The organism is uncultured Cyclobacterium sp., assembly GCF_963977555.1.
Taxonomy (GTDB): Bacteria; Bacteroidota; Bacteroidia; order Cytophagales; family Cyclobacteriaceae; genus Cyclobacterium.
In genome coordinates this window covers 446,023-470,322 of the sequence record NZ_CAXBPD010000001.1, presented here as the reverse complement: position 1 = coordinate 470,322, position 24,300 = coordinate 446,023, and the positions used below count along the sequence as shown (strand labels likewise).

The 24,300-nt window shown below is 38.0% G+C and carries 17 protein-coding genes; 8 read left to right on the top strand and 9 right to left on the bottom strand.

Features of this window, described 5'->3' with window-relative positions:
- Positions 1–4 precede the first annotated feature (4 nt).
- A complete protein-coding gene (locus tag AAC073_RS01695) occupies positions 5–3,673 on the top strand; it encodes a SusC/RagA family TonB-linked outer membrane protein (RefSeq protein WP_339922096.1) in 3,669 nt (1,222 codons plus the stop codon).
- A gap of 13 nt (positions 3,674–3,686) precedes the next feature.
- Positions 3,687–5,363, top strand: a complete 1,677-nt coding sequence (locus AAC073_RS01690) for a SusD/RagB family nutrient-binding outer membrane lipoprotein (protein WP_339922095.1) — start codon at positions 3,687–3,689, stop codon at positions 5,361–5,363.
- A gap of 177 nt (positions 5,364–5,540) precedes the next feature.
- Here AAC073_RS01690 and AAC073_RS01685 read toward each other — a convergent pair whose 3' ends face one another.
- From AAC073_RS01685 to AAC073_RS01645, 9 genes are all read right to left on the bottom strand, one after another.
- Complete coding sequence (locus AAC073_RS01685; protein ID WP_339922237.1) at positions 5,541–6,926, bottom strand: TolC family protein; 1,386 nt, start codon at positions 6,924–6,926, stop codon at positions 5,541–5,543.
- 34 nt (positions 6,927–6,960) lie between these two features.
- Entirely contained in the window at positions 6,961–10,188 is a 3,228-nt protein-coding gene (locus AAC073_RS01680) for an efflux RND transporter permease subunit (protein WP_339922094.1), read from the bottom strand.
- Positions 10,189–10,213: 25 nt separating this feature from the next.
- Positions 10,214–11,299: an efflux RND transporter periplasmic adaptor subunit gene (locus AAC073_RS01675; RefSeq protein ID WP_339922093.1), complete on the bottom strand. Its 1,086-nt coding sequence runs from the start codon at positions 11,297–11,299 to the stop codon at positions 10,214–10,216.
- Between the two features lie 129 nt (positions 11,300–11,428).
- The gene (locus tag AAC073_RS01670) at positions 11,429–11,860 is read right to left on the bottom strand and encodes a hypothetical protein (protein ID WP_339922092.1); all 432 of its coding nucleotides are present in this window, start codon (positions 11,858–11,860) and stop codon (positions 11,429–11,431) included.
- Positions 11,861–12,537: 677 nt separating this feature from the next.
- Positions 12,538–13,434, bottom strand: a complete 897-nt coding sequence (locus tag AAC073_RS01665) for a diacylglycerol kinase family protein (RefSeq protein WP_339922091.1) — start codon at positions 13,432–13,434, stop codon at positions 12,538–12,540.
- Between the two features lie 247 nt (positions 13,435–13,681).
- Entirely contained in the window at positions 13,682–13,963 is a 282-nt protein-coding gene (locus AAC073_RS01660) for a hypothetical protein (RefSeq protein ID WP_339922090.1), read from the bottom strand.
- A gap of 65 nt (positions 13,964–14,028) precedes the next feature.
- Positions 14,029–15,120, bottom strand: coding sequence for a sulfatase-like hydrolase/transferase (locus tag AAC073_RS01655; RefSeq protein WP_339922089.1), 1,092 nt, complete (start codon positions 15,118–15,120; stop codon positions 14,029–14,031).
- Between the two features lie 45 nt (positions 15,121–15,165).
- Positions 15,166–17,160 carry an SGNH/GDSL hydrolase family protein gene (locus AAC073_RS01650; RefSeq protein ID WP_339922088.1) on the bottom strand — a complete coding sequence of 665 codons (1,995 nt, stop codon included), beginning with the start codon at positions 17,158–17,160 and terminating at the stop codon, positions 15,166–15,168.
- 24 nt (positions 17,161–17,184) lie between these two features.
- Positions 17,185–19,026, bottom strand: coding sequence for an FAD-dependent oxidoreductase (locus tag AAC073_RS01645; RefSeq protein WP_339922087.1), 1,842 nt, complete (start codon positions 19,024–19,026; stop codon positions 17,185–17,187).
- Positions 19,027–19,497: 471 nt separating this feature from the next.
- Between AAC073_RS01645 and AAC073_RS01640 the strand changes: the two genes are divergently transcribed.
- The 6 genes from AAC073_RS01640 (at position 19,498) to AAC073_RS01615 (ending at position 24,188) form a co-directional block, all read left to right on the top strand.
- Positions 19,498–20,781: a sorbosone dehydrogenase family protein gene (locus AAC073_RS01640; RefSeq protein ID WP_339922086.1), complete on the top strand. Its 1,284-nt coding sequence runs from the start codon at positions 19,498–19,500 to the stop codon at positions 20,779–20,781.
- A gap of 147 nt (positions 20,782–20,928) precedes the next feature.
- Positions 20,929–21,090 (top strand): DUF1328 domain-containing protein, encoded by a 162-nt coding sequence (locus AAC073_RS01635; protein WP_040414012.1) that lies wholly within the window; start codon positions 20,929–20,931, stop codon positions 21,088–21,090.
- A 100-nt stretch (positions 21,091–21,190) separates the two neighbouring features.
- A complete protein-coding gene (locus AAC073_RS01630; protein ID WP_020890201.1) occupies positions 21,191–21,346 on the top strand; it encodes a hypothetical protein in 156 nt (51 codons plus the stop codon).
- A gap of 293 nt (positions 21,347–21,639) precedes the next feature.
- Positions 21,640–22,206, top strand: coding sequence for an AraC family transcriptional regulator (locus tag AAC073_RS01625; protein ID WP_339922085.1), 567 nt, complete (start codon positions 21,640–21,642; stop codon positions 22,204–22,206).
- 9 nt (positions 22,207–22,215) lie between these two features.
- On the top strand, positions 22,216–22,662 hold the full coding sequence (locus AAC073_RS01620; protein ID WP_339922084.1) for a response regulator: 447 nt from the start codon (positions 22,216–22,218) through the stop codon (positions 22,660–22,662).
- Between the two features lie 536 nt (positions 22,663–23,198).
- Positions 23,199–24,188 carry an AraC family transcriptional regulator gene (locus AAC073_RS01615; RefSeq protein WP_339922083.1) on the top strand — a complete coding sequence of 330 codons (990 nt, stop codon included), beginning with the start codon at positions 23,199–23,201 and terminating at the stop codon, positions 24,186–24,188.
- Positions 24,189–24,300 lie beyond the last annotated feature (112 nt).

Here is a 24,300-nt window from a genome sequence, read left to right as displayed (position 1 = left end):
TAATATGAAAAAGATTTTACCCTTTTCACTTTTGGTTTGGACATTTTGCTCCCTGTTGCATTTTGGTCCACTCACAACTGCCTATGCTGCTGGCATAAAGCCCCAGCAATTGGCGCATCTTACAATGGGCAAACACCAATATGATATCGCTTTGGCTGATGCGTTGGATAAGCTGAAAGATTTTTACAAAGCAGATATATTATTCGCCGATGGAATGATAAAGAACCTTTCGGTAGACAGTACATTAATCGATTGGGAAAAAGGACTTGAAAAAAATCTCCTAAGACTACTTAGCCCTTATGAACTCTCGTTTGTAAAGCAAAAAGGAGGATCTTATGTGATTGTGCCTAAAAACAAACAGTCAGGCAAAAGCATGGCTGAATTGGCCAGGCTTGTCTCTGACAACAGCGAACTAATTCAGGTTGCCTCCCTTGACAATGGTGTTCAATCAAGCCAATACCAAATGATCGCCAATCAGAAGGTCAGAGGTAAAGTTACATCTGATGTCGATGGTTTGGGACTGCCGGGAGTTACTGTACTCTTAAAAGGTACTTCATCAGGAACAATTACTGATCAGGATGGAAATTATAATTTAGAATTCGACAGAGAAAATGCCGTTTTGGTTTTTTCTTTTATAGGTTTTGAGAGACAAGAGGTTACGGTAGGTAACCGTGAAATAATTGACATTGTATTACTTGAAGACATGAAATCACTACAAGAAGCTGTGGTTACTGCCTTGGGTGTAAAAAGAGAAAAGCAATCCCTCGGATATTCAGTAGGTAGTGTAGATGGGAGAGACCTTACTGAAACACCACAAAACAATGTCTTGAACGCCATGGCTGGAAAAGTTGCAGGCGTACAGATATCTCAAATGGATGGTGCCGCTGGGTCATCAGTTAATATCATTATTAGAGGCGGAAATTCCCTCAATAGTGACAATCAACCGCTTTTTGTAATTGATGGAGTACCGGTAGCCAATAAGTTGAACAATGGATTTGGCGGAGCGGATATGGGGAATCCCATTTCAGACATCAACCCCAACGACATCGAAAATGTATCTATTCTTAAAGGTCCGAGTGCTGCAGCCTTATATGGTTCAAGGGCTGGTAATGGGGTAGTATTGATTACAACTAAGTCTGGTTCGGGAAGAAAAGGCATTGGAGTGGCTGTGAGTTCCTCAGTGGTGATGGATTTTCCCTTTCGGTATCTTCCAATACAAAATGAATTTGCCTCTGGAAAAAGTGGCGCACATGTTTTTGAAGAAAGTGAAAATGAGAGTTGGGGACCGGAGCTGGATGTAGGAGAGGAGTGGGTTCAATGGAATTCTAACGGGGAGCCTGCACCACTTGTCTCTTATCCTGATCGGTTTAAAGACTTCTTTCAGACAGGGTATACAAATACCAATAATATAGCTGTCAATGGAGATTATGACGAAGGCAGCTTTCGATTGTCAGTAGGGAACATGTCAAATGAAGGAATTATACCCAATACAGATTTCTCCAGACTTACCATAGGGCTCAACACCAATTACAATATTACCAATAAATTGAGAGCTACAGCAACCATTAATATCACAGAATCTGGTTCTGATAACAGGCCGATTATTGACGGTGGTAGAACTTCTCCTGTTAGGAGTCTTTTTGAAACAGGACCTCAGGTGAATATCTTAGATTTGGAGCAATATTGGATTCCAGGATCCGAAGGTATACTGCAACGGAAATACAAAGAAAAGCAAAACAACCCTTATTTTGTCATAAATGAAAATCCTACCGGTTTTGATAGGAATAGAACGGTGAGTAAGCTACAGCTCGATTATGACGTTACTAATAATTTAAGCATGCTACTTCGCTATGCTAGGGATTCCTATGAAGAGCAACAAGAGGCAATCATTGCATATAATAATTATGATCAGATCAATGGAGGCTACCATATAAGAAATAATTTCAATAAGGAGAATAACCTGGATTTCATGATGAATTACCAGAAAATCTTCAATGAAAACTGGAACATAACCGCCTTGGCTGGAGCCAATAGAATGGAGCAAAAGTACAGCTTTGTGGACAATAATGCCGGTCAGTTGGTTATTCCCATGTTGTATACAATTGCCAATGGTGCACCAGGTACGGTATCTTACGATAGCCAACATTTCTGGAAAGTGATTTATGGTATTTATGGCTCTTTATCTACTGGTTACCAAAATAAATTATTCCTTGATATAACAGCAAGAAACGATTGGTCCAGTACCTTACCTATAGAAAATCGATCTTATTTCTACCCATCCGTTTCTTTAAGTGCCATTGTCTCAGAGATGGTCGAGATGCCTTCTTTCGTTGATCTTTTTAAATTTAGGGCAGGCATCGCTCAAGTGGGTAATGATGTAGCACCTTATAGCCTGGTCCCGACTTTTGGAACCGCATTGGACTGGGGAACCGCAAAGAGTATGTACATGGGGGGGCTATTAAGAAATGCTTCCTTAAAACCTGAAATATCAACCTCCTCAGAAGCTGGCCTGGATATTTCTCTTTTCAACAACCGATTGGGAATAGAAGCGACCTACTATGTCCGCGGCAATAAAAATCAGGTATTACCTATAGATCTTCCTATAGAATCTGGTGCTAGTAGTAAATTGATTAATGCTGGATTGGTGGAAAGCCGAGGCTTTGAATTAGGAATTAGCACTACCCCAATAATTGCAGGGGATTTTAGATGGGACCTAAATGTTAATCTATCCAGAAATCGAACAAGTATCAAAGAGCTGGCAGATGGGATCACCTATTATAATTTTACTTCATATAGCGGTGCTGAATTGAGAACCTATGTGGGTGGAGATATTGGTGACATCTACATGCGCCCCGTGCTCACTGTAAAAGATCAAGAGTCAGCTTATTTCGGATATCCTGTACTTACCGGAAGTGGGTTATATCAAGAAGATCAGGATGTAAATAACTTAGTTAAAATTGGGAATTTCAATCACGACCTTATGTTGTCATTCCAACCGACATTTAGGTACAAGAAATTTAGTTTATATGCCAATATAGATTGGAGACAGGGAGGAGAATTTTATTCCAATACGATGATGTTTTTAGGAAACAATGGGATGCTGGAAGAAACACTCTCAGGGGTTTCATATGATGCAGGAAGACCTATTGAAGATCAGGTTAAGGATAATCCAGAAGCCTATTTTGGTAAATGGATAGGGGGAAGAAATGCCGCCTATGGTGGACTTCCATGGCCTGGAGATGAAGCCAATTTCAGAGAGGAAGATGCTAGTTTTAATGTGGGGGTACGCGAAAGTCGAGACGCAGAAGGAAACATCGTCTACATAGAAAATTTGGGTGGGGCTACTACACAATGGCTAAATCCTTTCCAGGCCTACAGGTATGCTCATAGGCCTTTTCCAGACAGAAACCTCTACAGTGCTACTTATGTCAAATTAAGGGAAATAGCAGTTACCTATCAGTTGCCAACAAGCTGGTTGGATAAAATTAGCCTGAGGAGTGCTTCACTTTCAGTGGTGGGCAACAATCTTTTTGTCTGGACCGAAGCAGGAAATGGAGTAGATCCTGAAAGGGCCTTTAGGCAAACTGGTAACCGTTGGATACAGGGCGTGGAATATTACAATGTAATGCCCTGGACCGGTTCTCTGGGACTGAAATTAAATGCTGAATTTTAACTGAAGAATAGCCATGAAAAATCTATTAAAAAATATACTTTGTATTGGATTGATAACGACTTTTTGGGCTTGTGAAGACCTCACTGAGGTAAACATGAACCCAAATAGTCCTGAACAGGTGTCTTCCAATTATATTCTTACCTATGTATTGTCAAATACAGCCAAAACCTATCATAACCTGGGCTATGAAAATTCCAAAATTGCTGGAGCAATGCAATATGTACAACGGGGGACCAATGAAGGTGCGGTAGTGGTAAATTTCTATGGCTGGGGACATGAATCATGGAATAGCTATTTTGATATACTTAGGAACAATCAAGTTATCTATGAAAATGCAGTAGATGAAAACAATGATTTCTTTAAAGGAATAGCCTTAATAATTCGCTCATTTCATTACGGCCTTATGAGTGATCTCTATGGAGATATTCCATATTCCAGCGCTTTACAGGCAAATAATGATGTGTTTTTCCCTATATACGATCGCCAGATAGATGTTTACAATGGCATCCTGGTAGACTTGAGAGAAGCAGATGCGATACTCCAAAATCTTGATCCTACCAAAGATGTGGTAAATGCTACATCCGATATAATGTATGGAGGTGATGCCCAGAAGTGGAGAAGGTTTGCCAATGCTTTGCGAATGCGGTACAGCATGAGATTGATTAATAAAAAGTCCGACATGGCTTCCTTGGGAATTGATTTGGATAAAGAATTTAATGAGGCTTCGCAATTTACATTTATGGACAATAGTGATGATGCAAAAGTTAATTTTCTTGGTACAGATGAAAATAATGCTACACCTGGAGGACCATTAAACAGTCCAAATCCTAACTTATTATTAAAGCCGGCACAAACACTTGTAGACAAACTCATCGACTTGAATGATCCTCGACTATACCGTTGGGTATTGCCTGTGCAGTACAAATGGGATGATCAAGTGACGGTAGAAAAGGATTCTGTGGTAACCAATATTCTTGGGGAATCGGCAACGGTTCGGTTTAAACCAGCTCCTGACGGAGTAGCTGTGAATACCAATTTATATGTTGGCTTACCGGTTGGCCTTCCTATCGTGGAGGCCATGTCGTACAATAAGGGGGATGATGAAGAAGGGTATCACCCAGAAAGAAGTCCTTACATCTCTTACCTGCATGAAAGGTATAGGAAAAATCAGGACAGCTATGTAAGTATGAACCTGATTACCTATAGTGAAATAAAATTTCTTATGGCTGAGGCAGCACTTTTAGGAGGGCTTGGGGCCAATGACCCAGAAGCACATTACAAAGAAGGGATTCGTGCTTCAATGGAAAAATATGGTATACTCTCAAATTCGGGGGACTTCAATTTTGATACCTATTACGAGCAGGAAGCAGTTTCGTATGCTAAAAGCACCAATAAAGCACAGCGGATTATTGATCAAAAATGGATAGCCAATTGGCAAAACCCCCAAGCCTGGTTTGATTGGAGAAGAACGGGTTACCCAGTATTGGAGGTAGGGCCAGTCACACAATTTGGTGCGGCTATTCCTGTCAGGTACATGTATCCTTCTCCTAACCTGGATCCAAATTATTTGGTCAATTATGAGCAGGCTATATCCTCACTTGAGGATACCCAATTTATTCCTGCAGGACAAAGTAAGGATCATCCATATGCTAAAATGTGGTTGTTGCAGAACTCAGCAAAACCCTGGTAATGGCAAGAAGTTATAATGGACATTCGAGTTGCTGATTTTAGAGTGATTCCAACAAGACGGATTAAGTAGGGTAGGCTATTGCAAATCCTATGTTAACCTTAAAGAAAAGCAAAAAGCCACTTGATAATTCAAGTGGCTTTTTGTTTTTTATGGTTATTATAAAGGAGATAAAACGTATTAATTCCAACCTCCACCGAGTGCTTTGTAGATATTTACTTTAGCATTCATCTGGCTCATTTTTATTTCTATTAGCTCCATTCTGGATTCTAATGCTTCCCTTTGGGTAAGCAGGACCTCCATGTAATCTGCTCTTGCTGAGCGGAACAAGCTATTCGATATGGTGATAGATTGGTTGAGTAATTCTACCTCTTTTGACTTTGTCTTATAGCTTTCATTCGTATTGGCTATTTGCGAAAGCTGATTGGCTACTTCTATATAGGCTTGCAAAATGGTTTGCTCATAACTGTAAACCGCCTGCAACTGCTTTGCATTGGCACTATTATATGTAGCTTTTATTGCATTTTTATTCACCAATGGTGCCATCAAATCCCCGCCCAAATTGTATAATAAAGATTGAGGGTTGACCAGGTATTTTGGATTAAAGGATCCGAAACCTACCCCCGCTTCAATACTGAAAGAAGGGTAAAAATTCGCTCGTGCTATCGCAACATCAAGTTTGGATGCCGCTAAAGCTAGTTCAGCTTGCTTAATATCCGGTCTATTGACCAACAATTGGGAAGGAATTCCAGAATGAATTTCGTCAACCGTTATGTCATTGAATCCAGAAGAGCTTCTTTCTATGCTTTGTGGAAATCGGCCTACAAGAAAGTTGATTTCGTTTTCTGTTTCAACAATCTGCTGCTTGATTTTGTATTGCAGGTTCTCGGTGTTAAGTACTTGCGCAGCAAATCTGTTTACTGCCAATTGCGTAGTTTGGGCGGCCTGTTTTTGTTGTTCAATAATATGTAGTGCATTCTTTTGAATGCCTATATTTTTTTGAATAATTTCCAACAAATTGTCCAAGGCCATAAGCTCATAATAAGCGCTTGAAATTTCTGCGATCAAATTAGTGACCATGAAATTTTTACCTTCAACACTAGATAAATACCTTGTTACTGCTGCCTTCTTACCATTTCGTAGTTTTTTCCAAACATCTAACTCCCAGGAAGCAAAAGCGCCTACCATAAAATCCGGCAAAGGATTAGGAATGGCCTTGCCTTCCCTTATATTCAGGCTTTCATCTACAGCCCCATGTCTGGTATATTCTCCATCTTTCTCCATGCCAGCACCCAATCCTAGATTTACAAAAGGTAAATACTCGCCTTTCCTTGCCAGGATCTCGGTATTGTCTACTGCAATTTCCTGTAGCATAATGTTCAGCTCCTGATTGTTAGCAAGAGCAGTATCTATCAAGGTTATTAACTGAGGATCAGTAAAAAAAGCTTTCCAGTCGGTAGTGGCACTGTTTGTGCTGTCTTTAGATTGGTTGAAACTATCCGGAACAGATTTGCTTTCATCAATTGTTGTCGCCTGAGGTACCTTACATCCCCAAACAAGAAGCATGCAAAGCAACAGGGTTGTCGTATTTATTAGGGATTTAGTGACCATTTTCTAGTTCGTTTTTCGACAATAATTTCTTTAGTTTCTTAAGCAATCTTGAATCGGATTGCCTTCTTACGTAGTCTTCACTTAGCGGTGTCTCATCTTCATCTCTGATCAATGTTCTGCCTTCTGCGATACTGCCGAAAATATAGTATAGGCCTGGTACGATTATCACACCAAATATGGTCCCGAATAACATTCCTCCCATAGCTGAAGAGCCAATGGTTTTGTTACCTATTGCGCCGGCTCCTGTAGCGATTACCAAAGGAATAAGTCCTGCGATAAAAGCAAATGAAGTCATCAAAATAGGACGGAATCTAACCTTGGCACCAATTATAGCAGCTTCAAGAATAGTAGAGCCTTGTTGGTGCTTCTGAATGGCAAATTCCACAATCAACACCGCATTTTTCCCTAAGAGACCTACTAACATTATCAAGCCAATCTGCGCATAAATATCATTGGCGAGTCCCATGAATTTCAACATTAAAAAGGATCCAAAAACACCTATTGGTAAAGAAAGGATAACAGCCAAGGGAATGATAAAACTTTCATATTGAGCAGCCAATACCAAATACACGAAGATTAAAACCACGATAAAGATGTAGATGGCCTCATTTCCTCTTCTGGATTCATCGTAGGAAAGCCCCTCCCAAGCGATGTCATATCCATTGGGTAGCGATTGTGCTGCCACTTCCTGAATAGCTTTTATAGCATCACCACTAGTGTATCCCTTTGCCGGGACGCCCTTGATAGAGGAGGAGGTGTACAAGTTGAATCTAGTGATTTCATTTGGTCCTTGTTTTTTCTCCATTTTCATAAAAGCAGAATAAGGAACCATCTCTCCGTGATCATTTTTAATGAATAGTTTCAAAATATCCGAAGGCATCTTTCGAAATTCCGGAGCTGATTGAGTATAAACTTTAAAGAAATTTCCAAACCTAACAAAGCCTTGCTCATAGGTACTACCGATAAGTACATCGAGGTTTTCCATGGCTTTGCCTATGGACACCCCTTTTTGCATGGCTAATTTATTGTCTATTGTCAATTCAAATTGAGGGTAATTGGCAGCAAAGAAAGTGAATAGCCCGCTTAGTTCAGGCCGCTCTCCTAATGCATCCATGAAATCACGGTTTACCTGGTCAAACTCTTGGTAATCAACCGTACTGTTTTTGTCCAACATTCTTAGGGAAAAACCATCTGATGCACCATAACCAGGCACTGCTGGTGGCTCGAAGTACTCAATAACAGCTCCCAAGTCTTTGGTTTTTTCCTCAAGTTCCTCTAGTATCTCTGTGACAGAGTGTTCTCTTTCCTCCCAGTTTTTAAGGTTAATGAGGCAGGTACCTGCATTTGATCCCCTTCCTTCTGTAAGGATTTCATACCCTGCTAAAGAAGATACGGATTGGATACCATCAATCTCTTCGGCAATTTCTTGAAGTTTTCTTGATACTTCATTGGTGATTTCCAAAGTTGAGCCTGGAGGGGTCTGAATAATCGCATAGATCATTCCTTGATCCTCATTGGGTATAAATCCTGTAGGTAAATTTTCATTGACTGCAAAAATCCCAAAACCAAAAGCCAGAAGAACACCATAGGTGACTACTTTTCGGTTAACAATAAGCTTAAGTAAGCCTTCATATTTATCGGTAACTTTCTCGAATTTTCTATTGAACCAATCGAGGAATAGATCTACTGGGGATTTTTTTCGAGGTTTTCCATGATTATTTTTAAGAATCATCGCGCACAAAACAGGTGTAAGCGTAAGGGCTACCAATCCTGAAAGTACGATTGCACTGGCCATAGTAATGGAAAATTGCCTGTAAAAAACACCTACTGGGCCAGTCATAAAAGCAACAGGAATAAATACTGCTGTCATGACCAGGGTAATGGCTATAATCGCACCACTGATCTCCCCAAGTACCTTTTTTACTGCCTTAAATGGGCTGAGATTCTCCTCTTCCATTTTAGCATGAACGGCCTCAACTACTACAATCGCATCGTCGACTACGATACCTATTGCCAATACAAGGGCAAATAGTGTGATCATGTTTATTGTTAAACCAAATAACTGCATAAAAACAAATGCACCTATTAAAGAAACGGGGACCGCAATGGCCGGAATTATGGTAGACCTTAAATCACCAAGGAATAGGAAGACGACCAAAGCTACTAGAATGAAAGCCTCTACTAAAGTATGCAGTACTTTATCTATCGATGCATCCACAAAAGTGGAGACATCATAATTGATCTCGTATGACATGCCTGGAGGGAAATTCTGCTCAAGTTCAGTTAATTTTAATTTTACTTTGTCAATTACTTCACTGGCGTTACTTCCAAAGTTTTGCTTCAATACCATCGAAGCTGCTGGATAGCCATCTTTATTCGAATAAATATCAAAGAATTCACTGCCAAGCTCTACCTCTGCTATATCCTTGAGCATCAAAATTTCCCCTTCAGGGGTTGCCTTAATAATGATGTCTTCATATTCTTCGGGTAAATTAAAGCGACCCTTATAAGTCAATACATATTCTATCGATTGGGCTGTTTTACCAGAACTCTGCCCCAGTCTACCAGGCCTGCCGATGACACTTTGTTCATCAATGGCTGCCAGCACTTCCTCTGTGGAAACGTTGTATGCCCTCATTCTATCTGGTTTTAACCAAACACGCATTGCATATTGGCGGCTACCCAGAATGGTAGCCCTACCCATTCCACTAATCCTTTGAAGCTCCGGTAGAATGTTGACATTGGCATAGTTATATAGAAATTTCTCATCAGCATTTTTGTCTTTACTGAAAAGGTTAACATACATCAACATACTTGGTTGGATAGGGGTAATGATTACACCTTCCCTTTGTACCAGAGGGGGAAGATTGTTCATCACCTGATCTATTCTGGTTTTCACGTTGACTACTGCTGCATTTGGATCCGTTCCAGGTTCAAATATTATCTGGATGGTGGCCTCTCCAGCACTTGTTGCATCGGAGATAATGTATTGCATGCCTTGTACACCGTTAATCGCTCTTTCCAAAGGGATTAAGGTTGATTTGACCAGCACATCTGCACTGGATCCGGGATAGGCTATGAAAATATTTACACGTGGAGGGGCTATTTCTGGGAATTGTGAAATAGGCCTTGTCATTATAGCTAATATTCCTAGGAATATGATGGCCAGGGAGATAGCTATCGCTAAAACCGGCCTTTGTATAAACTTGCTAAACATGTCTAAAGTAATTTAAGGGTTAAATTTACTCTGCATGAAGCAGGTTTAAATCTTTCAAAATTTCTTTTTGGTCAAGAAAATCATACTTTATTTCTTGGTTGTTTTTAACTTTTCTTAGGCCTTCAATTAGAATTTTATCATCCTCCTTTAACCCACTACTTACCATGTACAAATGTGGAACTTCGTGAGCTATAGTTATTTCAGTCGTCCTCAAAGTGTTCGAGTCATCCACCACATAGACGTACTTTCTATCTAAAATCTCGAAGGTAGCTTTTTGGGGGATAATCAATGCGTTCTCGAAGGGTACGGGCATTAGAATATTACCTGTTTCACCATGTCTCAATATGCCCTTCTCATTCGGGAATGTAGCCCTGAAGGCAATGTTTCCTGTTTCATTATTAAAGTCCGCTTCAATGGTTTCAATTACTCCTGAGTGACTAAAATTTTTATTATTGGCCATTTTGAATTGCACTTCAGGCATGTTCTCTAAACCTGTAGTGGATGCATAATCTAAGTACTCGGCTTCAGGAACATTAAAATACACCCACATTTTACTATTGTCGGATAAGGTTGACAACAACTCTCCTTCGTCTAAAAGACTTCCCAATCTTACCTGAAAACGTCCCATAATACCGTCGAATGGCGCTCTGATTTCAGTAAATCCCAGGTGTGCTTTTGCTAGATTGAGTTCGGCTGTTGCCTTGGCTAGTTTTGCTCGGGACATGGCCAGTTCGTTGTAAGAGACGATGTTGCTGTCTGCAAGACTCTGTGTATTACTGTATTCTATTTCTGCAAAGTCTGCCTCTGCTGATGCCCTTTGCTTTTCAGCCTCATAGATAAGTGGCATTATCTGGAACATAAGTTGTCCTTTCTTAATGTGTTGCCCCTCATCTACAAATACTTTTTGCAGATAGCCTCTTTCGAGTGCTCTAAGCTCTATGTGTTGTATGGAGTGAACCTGACTTACGTATTCCTGAAAAACTACCGTATCCATTTTGATTGGACTCGTAATTAGGAAGGTGGATTCATGGTGTTCCGCTTCTTTTTTATGCTCGCACGCAGTATTGCCTAGTATTCCTACCAAACAGAGAAGAATTAATATCCTCGTCATAATTAATCTGATTTTTTGTAAAAGTTGAAATAGATTGCCCTTTTGCAAATGAAAATCTGCTTATTTAAAGGGATTGGAATAAATCATAGGTCAAGACCTTAATGAAGTATTCGGGTGAAATGAAAAAAATTAGGCGAGGAAACTCTTCCAGGAATGGTAAAGAATAACGAGTGAAATTTTAGACCTATTATGAATAGATAGGCTCAATTGGGAAAACAAAGTTTTCTCCAGATTGTACCCTGCTTTTGAAAAAAAAGCGGAATTTACATAGAAACTTTCACTGTCTTCATCCAGCGTTTTGTTGGACTCATTTTCACTTTCTTGTTCTTCAGGAGAATCTCCTTCAAATGGAAAATGCAAAAAATAATGAATGTCACTTAGTATGTCATTGGCGGAAAGAAAAGAGACTTGCTGATTTGAGCTTTCTGAAATCTCCTCAGTAGAATTCGCTCCCAAAAAAATTGGGCCAAATAGTAGCATCAAAAAGCAGGATGCCAATGAGGTCCCTATTAGGAAGGGGTTCTGAATAGAATTCTTTATAAAATGTCTCTTACTTTTCATTTAGATCAACAAACCTATAAAAAATTTTTAATTGTTTTAATATTTTGATATTTTTTTTATGGAAAAGATATTTATCGAGTAGAGGAGAAATGCCAAATATTAGGATCTTTTTAGATTTAAAAAACAGTCAAATTCAAAAAAAAATCAGCTTCCACTCCAATTCATTGATAAAAAAAAACAGATATTTTTTTTAGTAAAAAATTTATAATCAGTGATTTATGTATTTTTCAACTGCCTTGCCAGTCAGTTTTGAGCCCCCTTAAATCGTAAATTTTCATATTAATTTTTTAAAAATGCTGCAGCTTGAGATTAAAATTCAAATAAAAATTATTTTAATCTGAAGGTAATTAATTGTCATTTTTTTAAATATTGAGAAAAATACTGATCAATCTATAAGCCTATTATAGGTTAATTACTTTTTAGGAAAAAAAGTATTGATATTTAGAATTTACACTTATCCTAATGATATAGCTATGGGTCTCTAAATCTATAACAATAGGACTAAAATGTTGAGCTCTTATGCGGTATTATTAGTTGGCTTTTTTCAATACTATATTATCAGAAATACCATATTAGGAGTCAACCTATCTGAAAGCCAATTCAGCAAAAGCCTTTATCTCTAGAATTAAGACCACTTAATGGAATTCTATAACCTTCTTTTGGCTTGAAGGAAGTGACTATTCTACATATTGATTGTCCTTGGAAGTAATTAAGCTAATGGCTCCTTTGATAATTTCAACTTTAAGTCGATCAAATTTCCCAATTACCTCACCGTCAAGTTGCAAAATTCGGGCTTGATCAAATTTCAAAGTTGCCATGTCCGTGCTTATAGCGGTAATGTTTTCTTCCATATAAAAGACATCATTGAATTTAGAAAGACCTGCATTGATTAAAAATTGAGCATTTAAATCTTTTACCAAAATTATTTCAAACTTGCCATCCATAGGGTTACCATTAATATTAAGTGGTATTCCAGTTCCATATTTTCTAGAATTACAAATTCCTACCATCACTGCCTTCTCGCTTATTTTTTCATTGTTTGCCTCAACTTCAATTTCAAAAGGATCGATTTTCCTTAACTCATCCAAAAAATATTTTGCATAAGTGGCCATTCCTCTGTTGGAATCCTTTTCATAGGAAGCTACGATCTCTGCATTTATTCCTACATCACCAATATGAAGGGAAAAATGTTTGTCATTGACTTTCAGCATGTCAAGGTTCTTAATCATGGAAGACATGATCAGGTCCTTTAAAGCTTCAACGGGATTTGAATTCACACCCAATTCTACAGCCATACCATTTGCCGAGCCTAGCGGAATAATGCCCATGGGGATTTTTTCCTTCATCAATGCAATAGCCGAAAACAAGGTTGTACCATCACCACCAACAGAGGCTATTCTATCAGGCCCAAATTCTGCAATGACTTTCTGTACTTTTTCTTTATCATTTTTGCCAGTTGTTTTAAAAAAATGATTTACTATTCCATATTTAAGACACAATTCTTTGGCATTTTTGATAAATGGCTCTTTGTCCACATCCCCAGAGATGGGGTTTACTATGAAAAGTAATTTCATGGTTTTTCTGTTAGGTTTTTAGGTTGCTGAACTTTTTTAAAAATATTTCAATTTTCATAAACGATAAACATTGAAATTTATTTTGGTCTCATATTAATTATCGCCTGCTAAAGAGTTGTAACAATTAGGTGAAATTCTAAATAGCGCGGAGGGCCAAACCCTCCCCATTTTTTCCAATAATTGCTAATATTAGTCTTGTTTTTAATTCTACATTTAAACTAGATGCTAAGAGTAATTAATGTGTCTGTCAAGAATCATACCTTGATTTGGGATTGTCAATTTCGCAAGAGCTCACCATTAACCCATTGACGCTAATTAGTTGATCTAGGCGGAATTTATGACCGCTTTCTAACACGATAAATTCTTCGCTATTTTTGGTAAAAAGGTCCAGGATTCTTGTGCGTAAAGTGTTGGTATTTGCGTCTTTGTCGATAAAAATGATTTCAACAATTTCTTTTCTCGTTGACCAATGCTGTAGTCGGTCAAAGAATGAACAATTGATAGGGGTATATTTTTGGAAGGCAGTCATACCTTAGTGGACGATATTGTTTCAGGATAAACGATTATTTGCAGCCTTAAGTTTTCCCGCAGACCTTACTTTATCATTTCTTTTATGGTTTCACCAGCCTTTTCATCCGGATATTCCATTCCCAAAAGATTGAAAATAGTGCTAGCGATCATGGAGGAATGCCACAGTCCTTTCATCTTCATTTCTCCAGTCGCAGGGGTATCAGGTCCTATAGCTGCCATCCATATTTCTTTTGCTTCTGGAATGGATGAGCCATGGCCTGTCCATGATTTATTGTTTGTTCCTCTACCATGATCTGTGGTGATGATCATTGTTGTTTTATCCTTGTACTGAGGCGTACTTTGGATGTAATCCCAAAGCGCTTTTAGGTAGGCATCAAATTGATGGATGGAATATAGGTACTGATCGTATTCATTGTCATGCGCCCAATCATCAGGTTCGCCATAAGCAATATACGTTACTTTAGGAGCATGTTTGAAAATTCCCTCTAAAGCATAATTGTGCGTAAATGCATCTAGCCTAACTCCTCCCCAAGGGCCTCTTATTTCATTTTGAAGGCGGTTGATCATAATTTCTTTATCAGTTAGGTCAGCTCCTTCGGCAAGGTCAAAACCAGCATTCACGAGAACCTTGCTTCGTTCTTCATTAATAATGTAGGGGAAAACATCCCAGCTCCCATAAGCCAATACCTTATTTTTGTATTCTGGCATTTGATTTAAATACTCCAGTAAAGTTACATTTGGATTGTTTGTTTTTGAGTTTGAAGTGATGCGTTCATCATCAGCAAAACCACTTAATACTTCATTGTAACCAGGATAAGAAAATAGCATGGTATTACTGTTCTCTACCAAGTTACCGTAAGTCCTATTGCCATAAAGTTGCCCTTTTGATTTTAATGGTCCCCAAAAGAAAGGCATCAACATTTCTCTTCGCTTGAACTGATCAACATCCCAAAATGCATCCATTAGCTCATGGGTATTCTCGACCATCCCAGTGTCATCTATGAATAAAGAATCGGCACCTTTAAATACCTCCTGCCAACGAAGTCCGTCCACCGTTATAAGAATGATATTTTCGGTTTGGGTTCTTTTTTGTGCCTGGATCTGGGCGGTGTTAAAAACCAATCCAATTAATAGCAGCAGTGATATTTTCTTCATCTTTTGGTCGGGTTTTTTGTATATGGAATGTCCAGAATTTTAGTTTTAATTCACATAAAAGTAACGAATTCTACAAGCTTTACGCTGGAGATTGTCATTAAGACTATCAGGTACTCTTATTTCTAATAGGTGAGGGGCATTTTCTAATTCACTGGCTAAAGTATAATACCATGGCAAATGAAGCTGCTTGCTCCATTTGGTCAATAGGTCTAACTGTTGCCAATTTCCTTTATCAATTCTATAGCTAATCTTGGCAGCATCCTGGCCTGATGCAACTGCAATTCCTACTGTATTGCCTTCGAAACTTAATTTAAGGGATTTAGCTCCTTTGTTACCTATCAAAAAAGGCTCATTTACAAAACCTGGTCTTGTTTTCTCATCGTCACCTGGCTTCCAGTTAGGAGCTATGTGCCAACCTTTAGCCAATTTTGCCTCGGCTATATCAATTAACCTTCCTTTGTCATAGGAAAAAGCATCCATCCTTTCTGCTGTGGAATAGTTGGTTGTTTTATCGGTTAAATTTTGACTTTTTTCATAGCTGTTTTTAAGGAAAGTAATAATAGAATTGCCGTAAATTCCCTGGCCAAACGGTGAAGGATGAAGATCTTTAAAATCATCTTCCCAGGTAAATTCTCCAGCATTGATTCTGTCTGTTACTTCTTTTGCGAGGTTTATGGTTGAGATATTGTAATAGTCTGCCACGTACTGATGGTTTTTGATTACTTCTGGAACTAAACCTTGGTTGTAGGAGGCCATTTTTCCTGGATCAACAAAATGCATTACAACGATATCCATTTGAGGATTTACTTGCCGTGCATGTCTGATGATGCCTTCCAATGCGCGCTTTTGTTCAGTAGAAGTTCTTCCGTTGCCTGAATCGTTTACAGCTGCTTCTATAAACAAAAGATCAATTTTGCCTTTAGCTAAAACATCTTTCTCTAGTCGAAATGCAGATGGAGTACTTCCCATAGAAGGAATACCAGCATTGATAAATACCAAATCAGTGTTTTGAAACCTGTTCTGCAGGTAATTACTTACACTGTCTCTCCAACCAGGGTTGTGAGTGATGGAACCGCCTAAAAAGGCTACACGTCCACTTCCTTTTTGAGAAAAATTGATTAGAGTATTTTTTATTCCCCCATTGGTTTGATGGTATTCTTCGGAACGCAAGGGTAAGGCTTGTTTAGCGTTGTATTTAATAAAATCAGCCACCAATCGGGGCGTTTGAATGGGGAAATGATGACCTTTTAAGCTTTGTTCACCATTTACGGATGTCACTACTGTAGCAATTCCACCAGCCTTAATGTATTTCTGAACAAATGGTAGGGTGTTTTCATCAACAGGTACCACTTGATCCTCAAGTCCTATCATATGAAGTATAGGCACCCGGTGGGCAGGTAGTTTCATTAAGTTGTCAATAGGGTTATTACTATATGCTTTTGCCTCTTCATCATTGGCAAAATTGTAAACTTTTTTAAGCTTGTCCCAATCTTTTGGAGATCCCTCACTTTCCCCAAAGCCTCCTGGCCAACTTTTAAAATCCAATACAGGAGCTTCGGCATAAATGGAGGCAACCTTTTCAGGATTTTCTTTGGCCCAATTGTATATAAAAAGCCCGCCTCTGCTAACTCCCATCAGAGATACCTTATACTGTAGTCTATGCTCAGCAGTTAGAAACCTGTGAAAATCGTTCCACACTTTAACAGCTTCCGGAGCTCCAAATAAATTATCGGTATTGATATACGCAAGGTGAAACCCTTCGGATACCAAAATACTATCTGCCTCAGTATGCCAGTCGGGAAATCGTGCACGCCAAATCCAAGGGTTTCCTTGAAGTGGCTTCTTCGGTAATATTAGCCTGGCTTTTTTGCCTTGAAAACTAAAATCATATCGCTCAAATCCTTTCCATTCAGATACCTCAGTGCTATCAGTAAAATTATTAGAAAGATGTGATTGTGGAAAACCGGGTAAGATTTGAAAATAGAAGCCAATAAAAACCAGGTATAAATAGATTTTCAACATTAATTTGTGGGGTATCATATTTATTTCTAAGACAGTTGTGAACTATTCGTAAGCCCTGATTTCAAAAATTCGGGCATGATCGATTCCTTGGGTAGCCAGAACGGTGATTTTAACAGTATCTATTGCTTCACCATTGAGCGTATGCTTGCGGAGCCTTTGGTAGTTATTTGCTTCTGATATAGTCTCTATTGGTTGATTATTTATAAAAGTATCGATTTGGTAATCTTTTACCGTTTCTGGTTGGGGGCTTCCCCAATGCATCTTTTTAGTATATTCATCGGCAAGACTGAAAGTGAGTACCCTATGGCCCCCAGTATCAAAGATTACCTGTAAGTGACGAATCTTTTTTGAAGTTTCCCAATGTAGTTCAATAGCGGCTGGCAGACCCGTCTTTGGATCACTCATCCATCGATGGGTACCTGGTATAGCTAATTCGGAACGAACGCCCCGTTTACCATGAACACTCCGGTTTTGCCCACTAATGATATTTATGGCTTCTCCCCCTTTTTGTTCTGAGTTGGCTTTAATCCGGGCTGATTTCACCAAATCGTCGCTCTCCTGATTTAATATGCCCGGTATAAACGCATCGTCCTTTAAAAGCTGTTGTTGGATATCACCCAGCAATTCCTTATTGCTTACAATGTCTCCTGGAGCTATCCCCTTTTTTGCGGCCAAAGCTGCAGCTGTTCCTACCGCTTGTCCTACTACTGCACAAGTCGCCATTACCCGTGTTGAAGCAAATGCTACATGACTTGCAGAGATGTTCCTCCCTGCAAACATTAGGTTGGGAATGGTATGACTGATGGTAGTTCTTAATGGTATTTGGTACAACTGAGGTACATCATGATGAATACAAGGCGATTCTTCGATTGCATCTACTCCTGCAGGAGGGTGAATATCAATATGCCATCCGCCATAAGCGATGGCGTCTTCAAAAGTATTGGCTTCTTGAACATCTTTTTGTGTTAAGGTGTATTGGCCTTGAAACCTCCTGCTTTCTCTTTTACCAGGCAGAAATCCACACCATTCTAAGGCCCAATTATCAGCCCCGTGGTCACCTCCGTTTTTTACATGGTCCCAAACACCTAGCAAAATCGCGAGTAATTCATCTCTTATTAGTTCATTGTCTTTAATGGTGTCTAATGTACCGCCCCATTCCAGCCACCAATAGCCATATTCTAACCCCAAATCCATGTCCATGGCTGGAGTAGCATGGGGCCTGAGAATAAGGTCTTCTTCGGTTACTTTACGGGCCCACTTAGGTGCAGTAAAAGGCATAGGTCTCCCATGTTTTTTAGCCTGAAACATGAGAGAGGAGCCTAATCTTAAGTGGTCACTTTTATCTTGAGCCAAACTTTCCCCGAAAGTAGATTTTGACTCTCTACCCTCATAATAAGGGGCCTCAGAACAGGCACCTATAGTGCCATCTCCCGTGCAATCAATAAAAATTTTGGCTTCAATTTCAAATTCATCTTCTGTGGACTCTCTTCTAGCGTATGCCTTTTTAATTGTTTTGCCTTGTAAATCGGTAGCATATACCCTGGTATTAAGCATTAATTCCAGGTTGGGCTCATTTCTGCATTTGTCATACCAAATCAAGTCGAAAACCGAAGGTGAGCGTTGGGGGTTGTTGACGCATGCATCAAGACGAATTTCCTCGATAATGCCAGATTCTCTGGCCTCAACTGATAAATAATCACCTCGCTTACCACTACAATCCGCACCTACAATGTGCATTCGAACTTCACTAGAAGCATTTCCACCTAGGACAGACCTGTCCTGACATAGGATAACTTTGGCGCCAATTCTAGCAGCAGCCAATGCTGCTGGTAAACCTCCGGGACCTCCTCCTGCTATCAAAATATCGCAATTAAGTTGTTTCATCTATAAAGCTAATTTCTATTACCAAATCAAAGATAGTTTTTATGATGGCTTCTAAATAAATTCTATGGAGAAAACCGCTGTACTTGTGAGCGAAAAGCCTCTATTAATATAAAACTTGCTCAAATTCATCTTTTTTACTGCTGTAATTATTCAAACTATCCTGCCACCAACAAGGAGTTTATAAGAATTATTCTAGGTTAGCCTTTGTCATTTCAAAATATCAAGGCAGTAAAACTCTAATTGAAATTAATAATTTTTCTTTACTTATAATCGTGTTTTTAAATAATGGTACATGATTTGTGCTAATTAAAAAGAGAATTATTAAAGTGAGATTAGGACGGGGCTACTTAATGAAAACAATAGTTGCATTAAAGAGAGGCCTTCGTCGGTTAAAAATAATTGATTTTTCTTAGCTAATAATTTACCGTTTCAATACAGAAACTAAATAATGGAGTTTAAAAGTAAAAGAATATGAAAAGAGGGCTGTTTTTGTTTTTAATAATAACTGTTTTAGGCTGTCAAGATAGGAAATTGACTGATACTGAAAAAGAAGAGTATGCAGATGATGGAAGCGTTACGGTTGAAACTGCTATTGGCGACCTTGTGCTGGAGGCTCCTTTCAAATCGGAATCGGTTACCAATCAAAGTAAAATAGTTGACTGGCCTGAAAATGCGACACCTAAAGCCCCAGAAGGTTTTGTTGTTACCAGATTTGCAGAAAATCTAGACCATCCACGATGGACCTATGTCGCGCCCAATAAGGATATTTTTGTAGCTGAATCTAATACTAAGAACAGCGCCAATAGAATTACACTTTTACGAGACAATGATGGGGATGGAAATATCGACGAACAACATGTGTTTCTAGATAACCTTAACCAAAATTTTGGAATGTTGGTACTTGAGGGCTTTTTTTATGTCGCAAATACGGATGGCCTATATCGCTATCCTTATAAAGAAGGAGACACAAAATTAACTACAGAAGGGGAGAAGATTGTTACACTTTCCGCAAGCGGATACAACAATCATTGGACAAGGAATATTATAGCCAGTAAGGAAAAAGATAAAATATTTATTTCTGTAGGTTCTGCGAGTAATGCAGGCGAACAAGGAATGGAGAAAGAAGAGAGAAGAGCCAATATCTTGCAAATTAATCCAGATGGATCAGAAGAAATCATTTATGCAAACGGGCTAAGAAACCCAGTTGGGATGGATTTCAATCCTGTTACAGGAGAACTATGGACTGCAGTCAATGAGCGTGACAAGTTAGGTGACAATTTGGTACCAGATTATATTACAAGTGTCAAAAAAGGTGGTTGGTATGGTTGGCCCTATAGTTATTACGGGCAGGTAAAAGATCCTCGATGGGAGGACGATCCCCATGAAGATATGGTGGCTAAGGCCATTATTCCTGACGTACCAGTTGGAAGCCATACAGCATCATTAGGCCTTGTTTTTTATAAGGATGATAAATTTCCTGAAAAATATAAGAACGGGGTATTTGTAGGTCAGCATGGTTCTTGGAACCGAGCTAATTTGTCAGGATACAAAGTACTTTTTATTCCTTTTGACAACGGTAAACCAACAAAGGCCGAAGATTTTCTTACAGGATTTATTGCAAACGAAGAGAAAAGCGAAGTTTTTGGAAGGCCCGTATGTGTGGCTGTCGCACCAGATGGCTCGTTGTTAGTAAATGATGATGATGGAGGGATTATTTGGAAAGTCTCGCCTAAATCAATTGAGAGTGCAGAGTAATTATTTATTACATAAATAATATTCTGAAATTGTATTGAATCAAGATTAAAATTTATTGAGACAATTGAACTGGATCACATTTGATAATTTTGTACCATAGGTATAAAAGAACCTTGCTTAGTTTTTATTAACCCTAAAACATTCACTATGCTACGTTGGACAATTATTTTCATTATTATAGCAGTTATTGCGGCGATATTTGGTTTTGGCGGTGTCGCCGAAGGAGCTGCTTCTATTGCGAAAGTAATATTCTTTATTTTCGTTGTTTTATTCCTCATCTCCTTAATCTTCGGACGAAAAGGTTTTTAGGCATTACAAATCAGATTTTGCATTTAAATAAATCGAATACAATTATAAATTAAAGTTAGAACTTATGAAACGTTATATTAATATTTTACTTATTGCATTGATGACAACTTCATTCCTGTCTTTAACAAGTTGCAGGGAGAAAAAAGAGACTACAGGCGATAAAATAGAGGAGGCAGTTGAAGATACTGGTGATGCTATTGAAGAAGGCGCTGAAGAAGTGGAAGATGAAATTGATGACGCTACTGATGACAATTAGTAGTTAGATTTTAAATTATTGAATTCCAAAGGCGGATTTTTCTTAATAGAAAAATCCGCCTTTTTTTGTCTTATTTGTATTTATTTTAACTAAATTAATCAGTAGTTTAAGCTTTGAGGATTAACTAGTTATTTTGCATAGTATCGAAAATAACTATAAGTTTCATGGTTTCAGCTGATTGACTGGGAAATACTGCAATGTTCAGATTTTCTTTAAATATGACGAATTTAATACAAAATTTGTGATTATATTGCCTCAATTCCAGACAAGAAACTTTAATTGAGTCATTTTTAATGAAAATTTATCTGAGATATAATTTCAAGTTAATTTGTGAAAAGGTAGTGCGTGAGCAATTGGAAAAGCTTCAAATTCCCTATTCATCAGCAGATTTGGGAGAAATAAATACCTTAGGAGCATTATCCCTTGAGACCAAAGAAACCCTTTTTAAGGCATTGAAAGGGTATGGAATTACAGTTTCAGAAGACCAAAAACAATCCCTTGTAGACCGTATTAAAAATACCATTGATGAAATGTTGAACGATGAAGATGCTCGGATCATAAAGGTTTCTAGCTATTTGTCAGATAAGCTCAATTACACTTACTCCTATCTGTCTTCAGTATTTTCAGAAAACACCTATTCATCTATTGAAAACTATGTAATTTTAAGAAAAGTAGATCTTGTAAAAGAATTATTGTGTGACGAAGATTTGACCCTAACTGAAATTGCCTATAAGTTGAGTTATAGTAGTGTTTCTCATTTGTCAGGGCAATTTAAAAAAACTACAGGGTTAACCCCAAGTAGTTTCCAGCGCATTATGCGTCGGAAGAAAACCCAAACACTTCAAAGTTCTAAGCCTTAATTTCTATAAATGCAAACTAACTTCCTACGTGTAGCTCTTGCTGATGATGATGAAGATGATAGATTGCTTTTCGATGAAGCGATTAAACAGCTATCTATTAAAACCGAACTAATGCTTTTTAAGGACGGTCAAGAACTAATGGACTATCTTACGCTTTCTGGTACTCTACACCCAAATCTAATTTTTCTAGATTTAAATATGCCCGCTAAAAATGGTATGCAATGTTTACAAGAGATTCGCGAAAATACCGCATTGAAAGACCTTGCAATTGCCATATATTCTACGTCTTCTTCAGAACAGGACATTGAAGAAACTTTCGTTAATGGGGCCAATATTTATATTAATAAACCTACTAGTTTTAGTAAACTTAAAGAAGTGATTGAACGCGTACTACATTTGAATTGGCAGTACCACACCTCTAATATGAATCGAAATACATTTTTGTTTCGGTTTTAACAGTATTTCCCACCTATTTACTTGTCAGGCTCAAGTTTAAAGCGTTATTAGTAACATTTTAGCCTGTTGATTTGATAAATGGCTCTCTTTTAACCCACTTTAAATGGTGTTAGTAAACCGGTATCGTGTTGATATTTAGTTTTTTATGCCCAAAATTCTATTGAGATATAGCAGTTTTGGATTTTAGTTTTTTAGATAGAAAAAGTAATCTAAAAAATAATTTTTTATATAATTTCTACATAGAACATGGAATTTTGCAATCTAAACCCAAAGTTCTGTAACTTAATTGGTGCCACCTTTAAGATATTTGTTAAACGATTTGAGTTATCAGTCAATTTTACTATTTGTGATTAAATGTACTGATACAAAATTAGGCTTTTATTGGTCCAATAGAGATTGTTTAATGAGATTTTGCCACTCAGTCTATGTTTTAATTGCAAAACCAATTTAACTGAGTTGAGACTCAAAACTTAATATTTAACCCTACTACTAACTATATGACAACCATATCCCTTTCTTCCACAGCCATTAAAAACATGTTTGATCAATTACAACAAAGTTTTAGTGGTAACCTAAGTGTTAAAGTAAAAGAACACATCCTGGATATAGACAATGAATTTGGTCGTGGCAGGATTAGAGGCATTACCTTTAAAAGTGGTATTTCATTATTAGAGTTTGACGTAAAGTTTTCACAAGATTTTACTTTACGTGCAGGAACAGCTGAAAATCCTCCTATTTGTTTTGCATATTGTTTGCGAGGGAAAGTTGCCCATAGCTTTGGTAACCAAAGTACAAAAAAGGTACTTGAAAATTTTCAGACGGGTATTTTAACAAATAAAGCCTTTGAAGAAAATGTGCTACATTTTACTAAGGGTGAACACATTAAAATTTCTCTGATTGTGGTAAAAACTACTTCAAATCAGCATATACTACGAAAACACAATTTAAATTATAGAATTCAGAAGTCTTTTTTAAGAGGGGAAGAATCTAAAAATTCAATATATATTGGATCCTATAATTTGAAAATAGCTGACAAAATTCAGCAACTTGAAGCCATACAGCAACGTGGAATTGTTAGAAGTTTAATGATCGAAGGATTGGTTCATTTAATTCTTGCTTATGAAATTCAGCAACATACTGACGACTTGAAGAATAAGGAAATGAATAAGGGGAATTTAACTCAGAGGGAATTAGGAGCTGTGAGAGAAGTTTCAAAAACGATTCAAAACTTCCCTGAAACGCAGCATTCAATTTCAGAGTTAAGCCATCAATCTGGATTGTCTCCAGGAAAATTGCAAGAAGGATTTAAATTAATGCATGGCACTACTGTCAGCGACTACATCAGAGCATTACGGGTTGAAAAAGCTGAAGAGTTAATAAAAACTTCAGATCTTAATATATCACAGGTGGTATATAGTGTGGGCTTTACCAGTAGGAGCTATTTCTCCAAGATCTTTAAGCAAAAATACAATTGTAGTCCGAAAGAATATAAAGAAAAACAACAGTTGATGAGTTTATCAGCCTAGAATAATATTAAAATCAAACCAACTATTTTAATTACGAACAACCAAATTAAGGCCGTCTAAATCAGACGGCTTTTTTGACCCTATAACAATAATTTATGAACAAGTTTTCCAA

Excerpts from the sequence above, each read along its gene's own strand:
- AAC073_RS01695 (WP_339922096.1), top strand. The coding sequence starts at position 5 with ATGAAAAAGATTTTACCCTTTTCACTTTTGGTTTGGACATTTTGCTCC.
- AAC073_RS01690 (WP_339922095.1), top strand. The coding sequence starts at position 3,687 with ATGAAAAATCTATTAAAAAATATACTTTGTATTGGATTGATAACGACT.
- AAC073_RS01685 (WP_339922237.1), bottom strand. The coding sequence starts at position 6,926 with ATGCTTCTTGTTTGGGGATGTAAGGTACCTCAGGCGACAACAATTGAT.
- AAC073_RS01680 (WP_339922094.1), bottom strand. The coding sequence starts at position 10,188 with ATGTTTAGCAAGTTTATACAAAGGCCGGTTTTAGCGATAGCTATCTCC.
- AAC073_RS01675 (WP_339922093.1), bottom strand. The coding sequence starts at position 11,299 with ATGACGAGGATATTAATTCTTCTCTGTTTGGTAGGAATACTAGGCAAT.
- AAC073_RS01670 (WP_339922092.1), bottom strand. The coding sequence starts at position 11,860 with ATGAAAAGTAAGAGACATTTTATAAAGAATTCTATTCAGAACCCCTTC.
- AAC073_RS01665 (WP_339922091.1), bottom strand. The coding sequence starts at position 13,434 with ATGAAATTACTTTTCATAGTAAACCCCATCTCTGGGGATGTGGACAAA.
- AAC073_RS01660 (WP_339922090.1), bottom strand. The coding sequence starts at position 13,963 with ATGACTGCCTTCCAAAAATATACCCCTATCAATTGTTCATTCTTTGAC.
- AAC073_RS01655 (WP_339922089.1), bottom strand. The coding sequence starts at position 15,120 with ATGAAGAAAATATCACTGCTGCTATTAATTGGATTGGTTTTTAACACC.
- AAC073_RS01650 (WP_339922088.1), bottom strand. The coding sequence starts at position 17,160 with ATGATACCCCACAAATTAATGTTGAAAATCTATTTATACCTGGTTTTT.
- AAC073_RS01645 (WP_339922087.1), bottom strand. The coding sequence starts at position 19,026 with ATGAAACAACTTAATTGCGATATTTTGATAGCAGGAGGAGGTCCCGGA.
- AAC073_RS01640 (WP_339922086.1), top strand. The coding sequence starts at position 19,498 with ATGAAAAGAGGGCTGTTTTTGTTTTTAATAATAACTGTTTTAGGCTGT.
- AAC073_RS01635 (WP_040414012.1), top strand. The coding sequence starts at position 20,929 with ATGCTACGTTGGACAATTATTTTCATTATTATAGCAGTTATTGCGGCG.
- AAC073_RS01630 (WP_020890201.1), top strand. The coding sequence starts at position 21,191 with ATGACAACTTCATTCCTGTCTTTAACAAGTTGCAGGGAGAAAAAAGAG.
- AAC073_RS01625 (WP_339922085.1), top strand. The coding sequence starts at position 21,640 with ATGAAAATTTATCTGAGATATAATTTCAAGTTAATTTGTGAAAAGGTA.
- AAC073_RS01620 (WP_339922084.1), top strand. The coding sequence starts at position 22,216 with ATGCAAACTAACTTCCTACGTGTAGCTCTTGCTGATGATGATGAAGAT.
- AAC073_RS01615 (WP_339922083.1), top strand. The coding sequence starts at position 23,199 with ATGTTTGATCAATTACAACAAAGTTTTAGTGGTAACCTAAGTGTTAAA.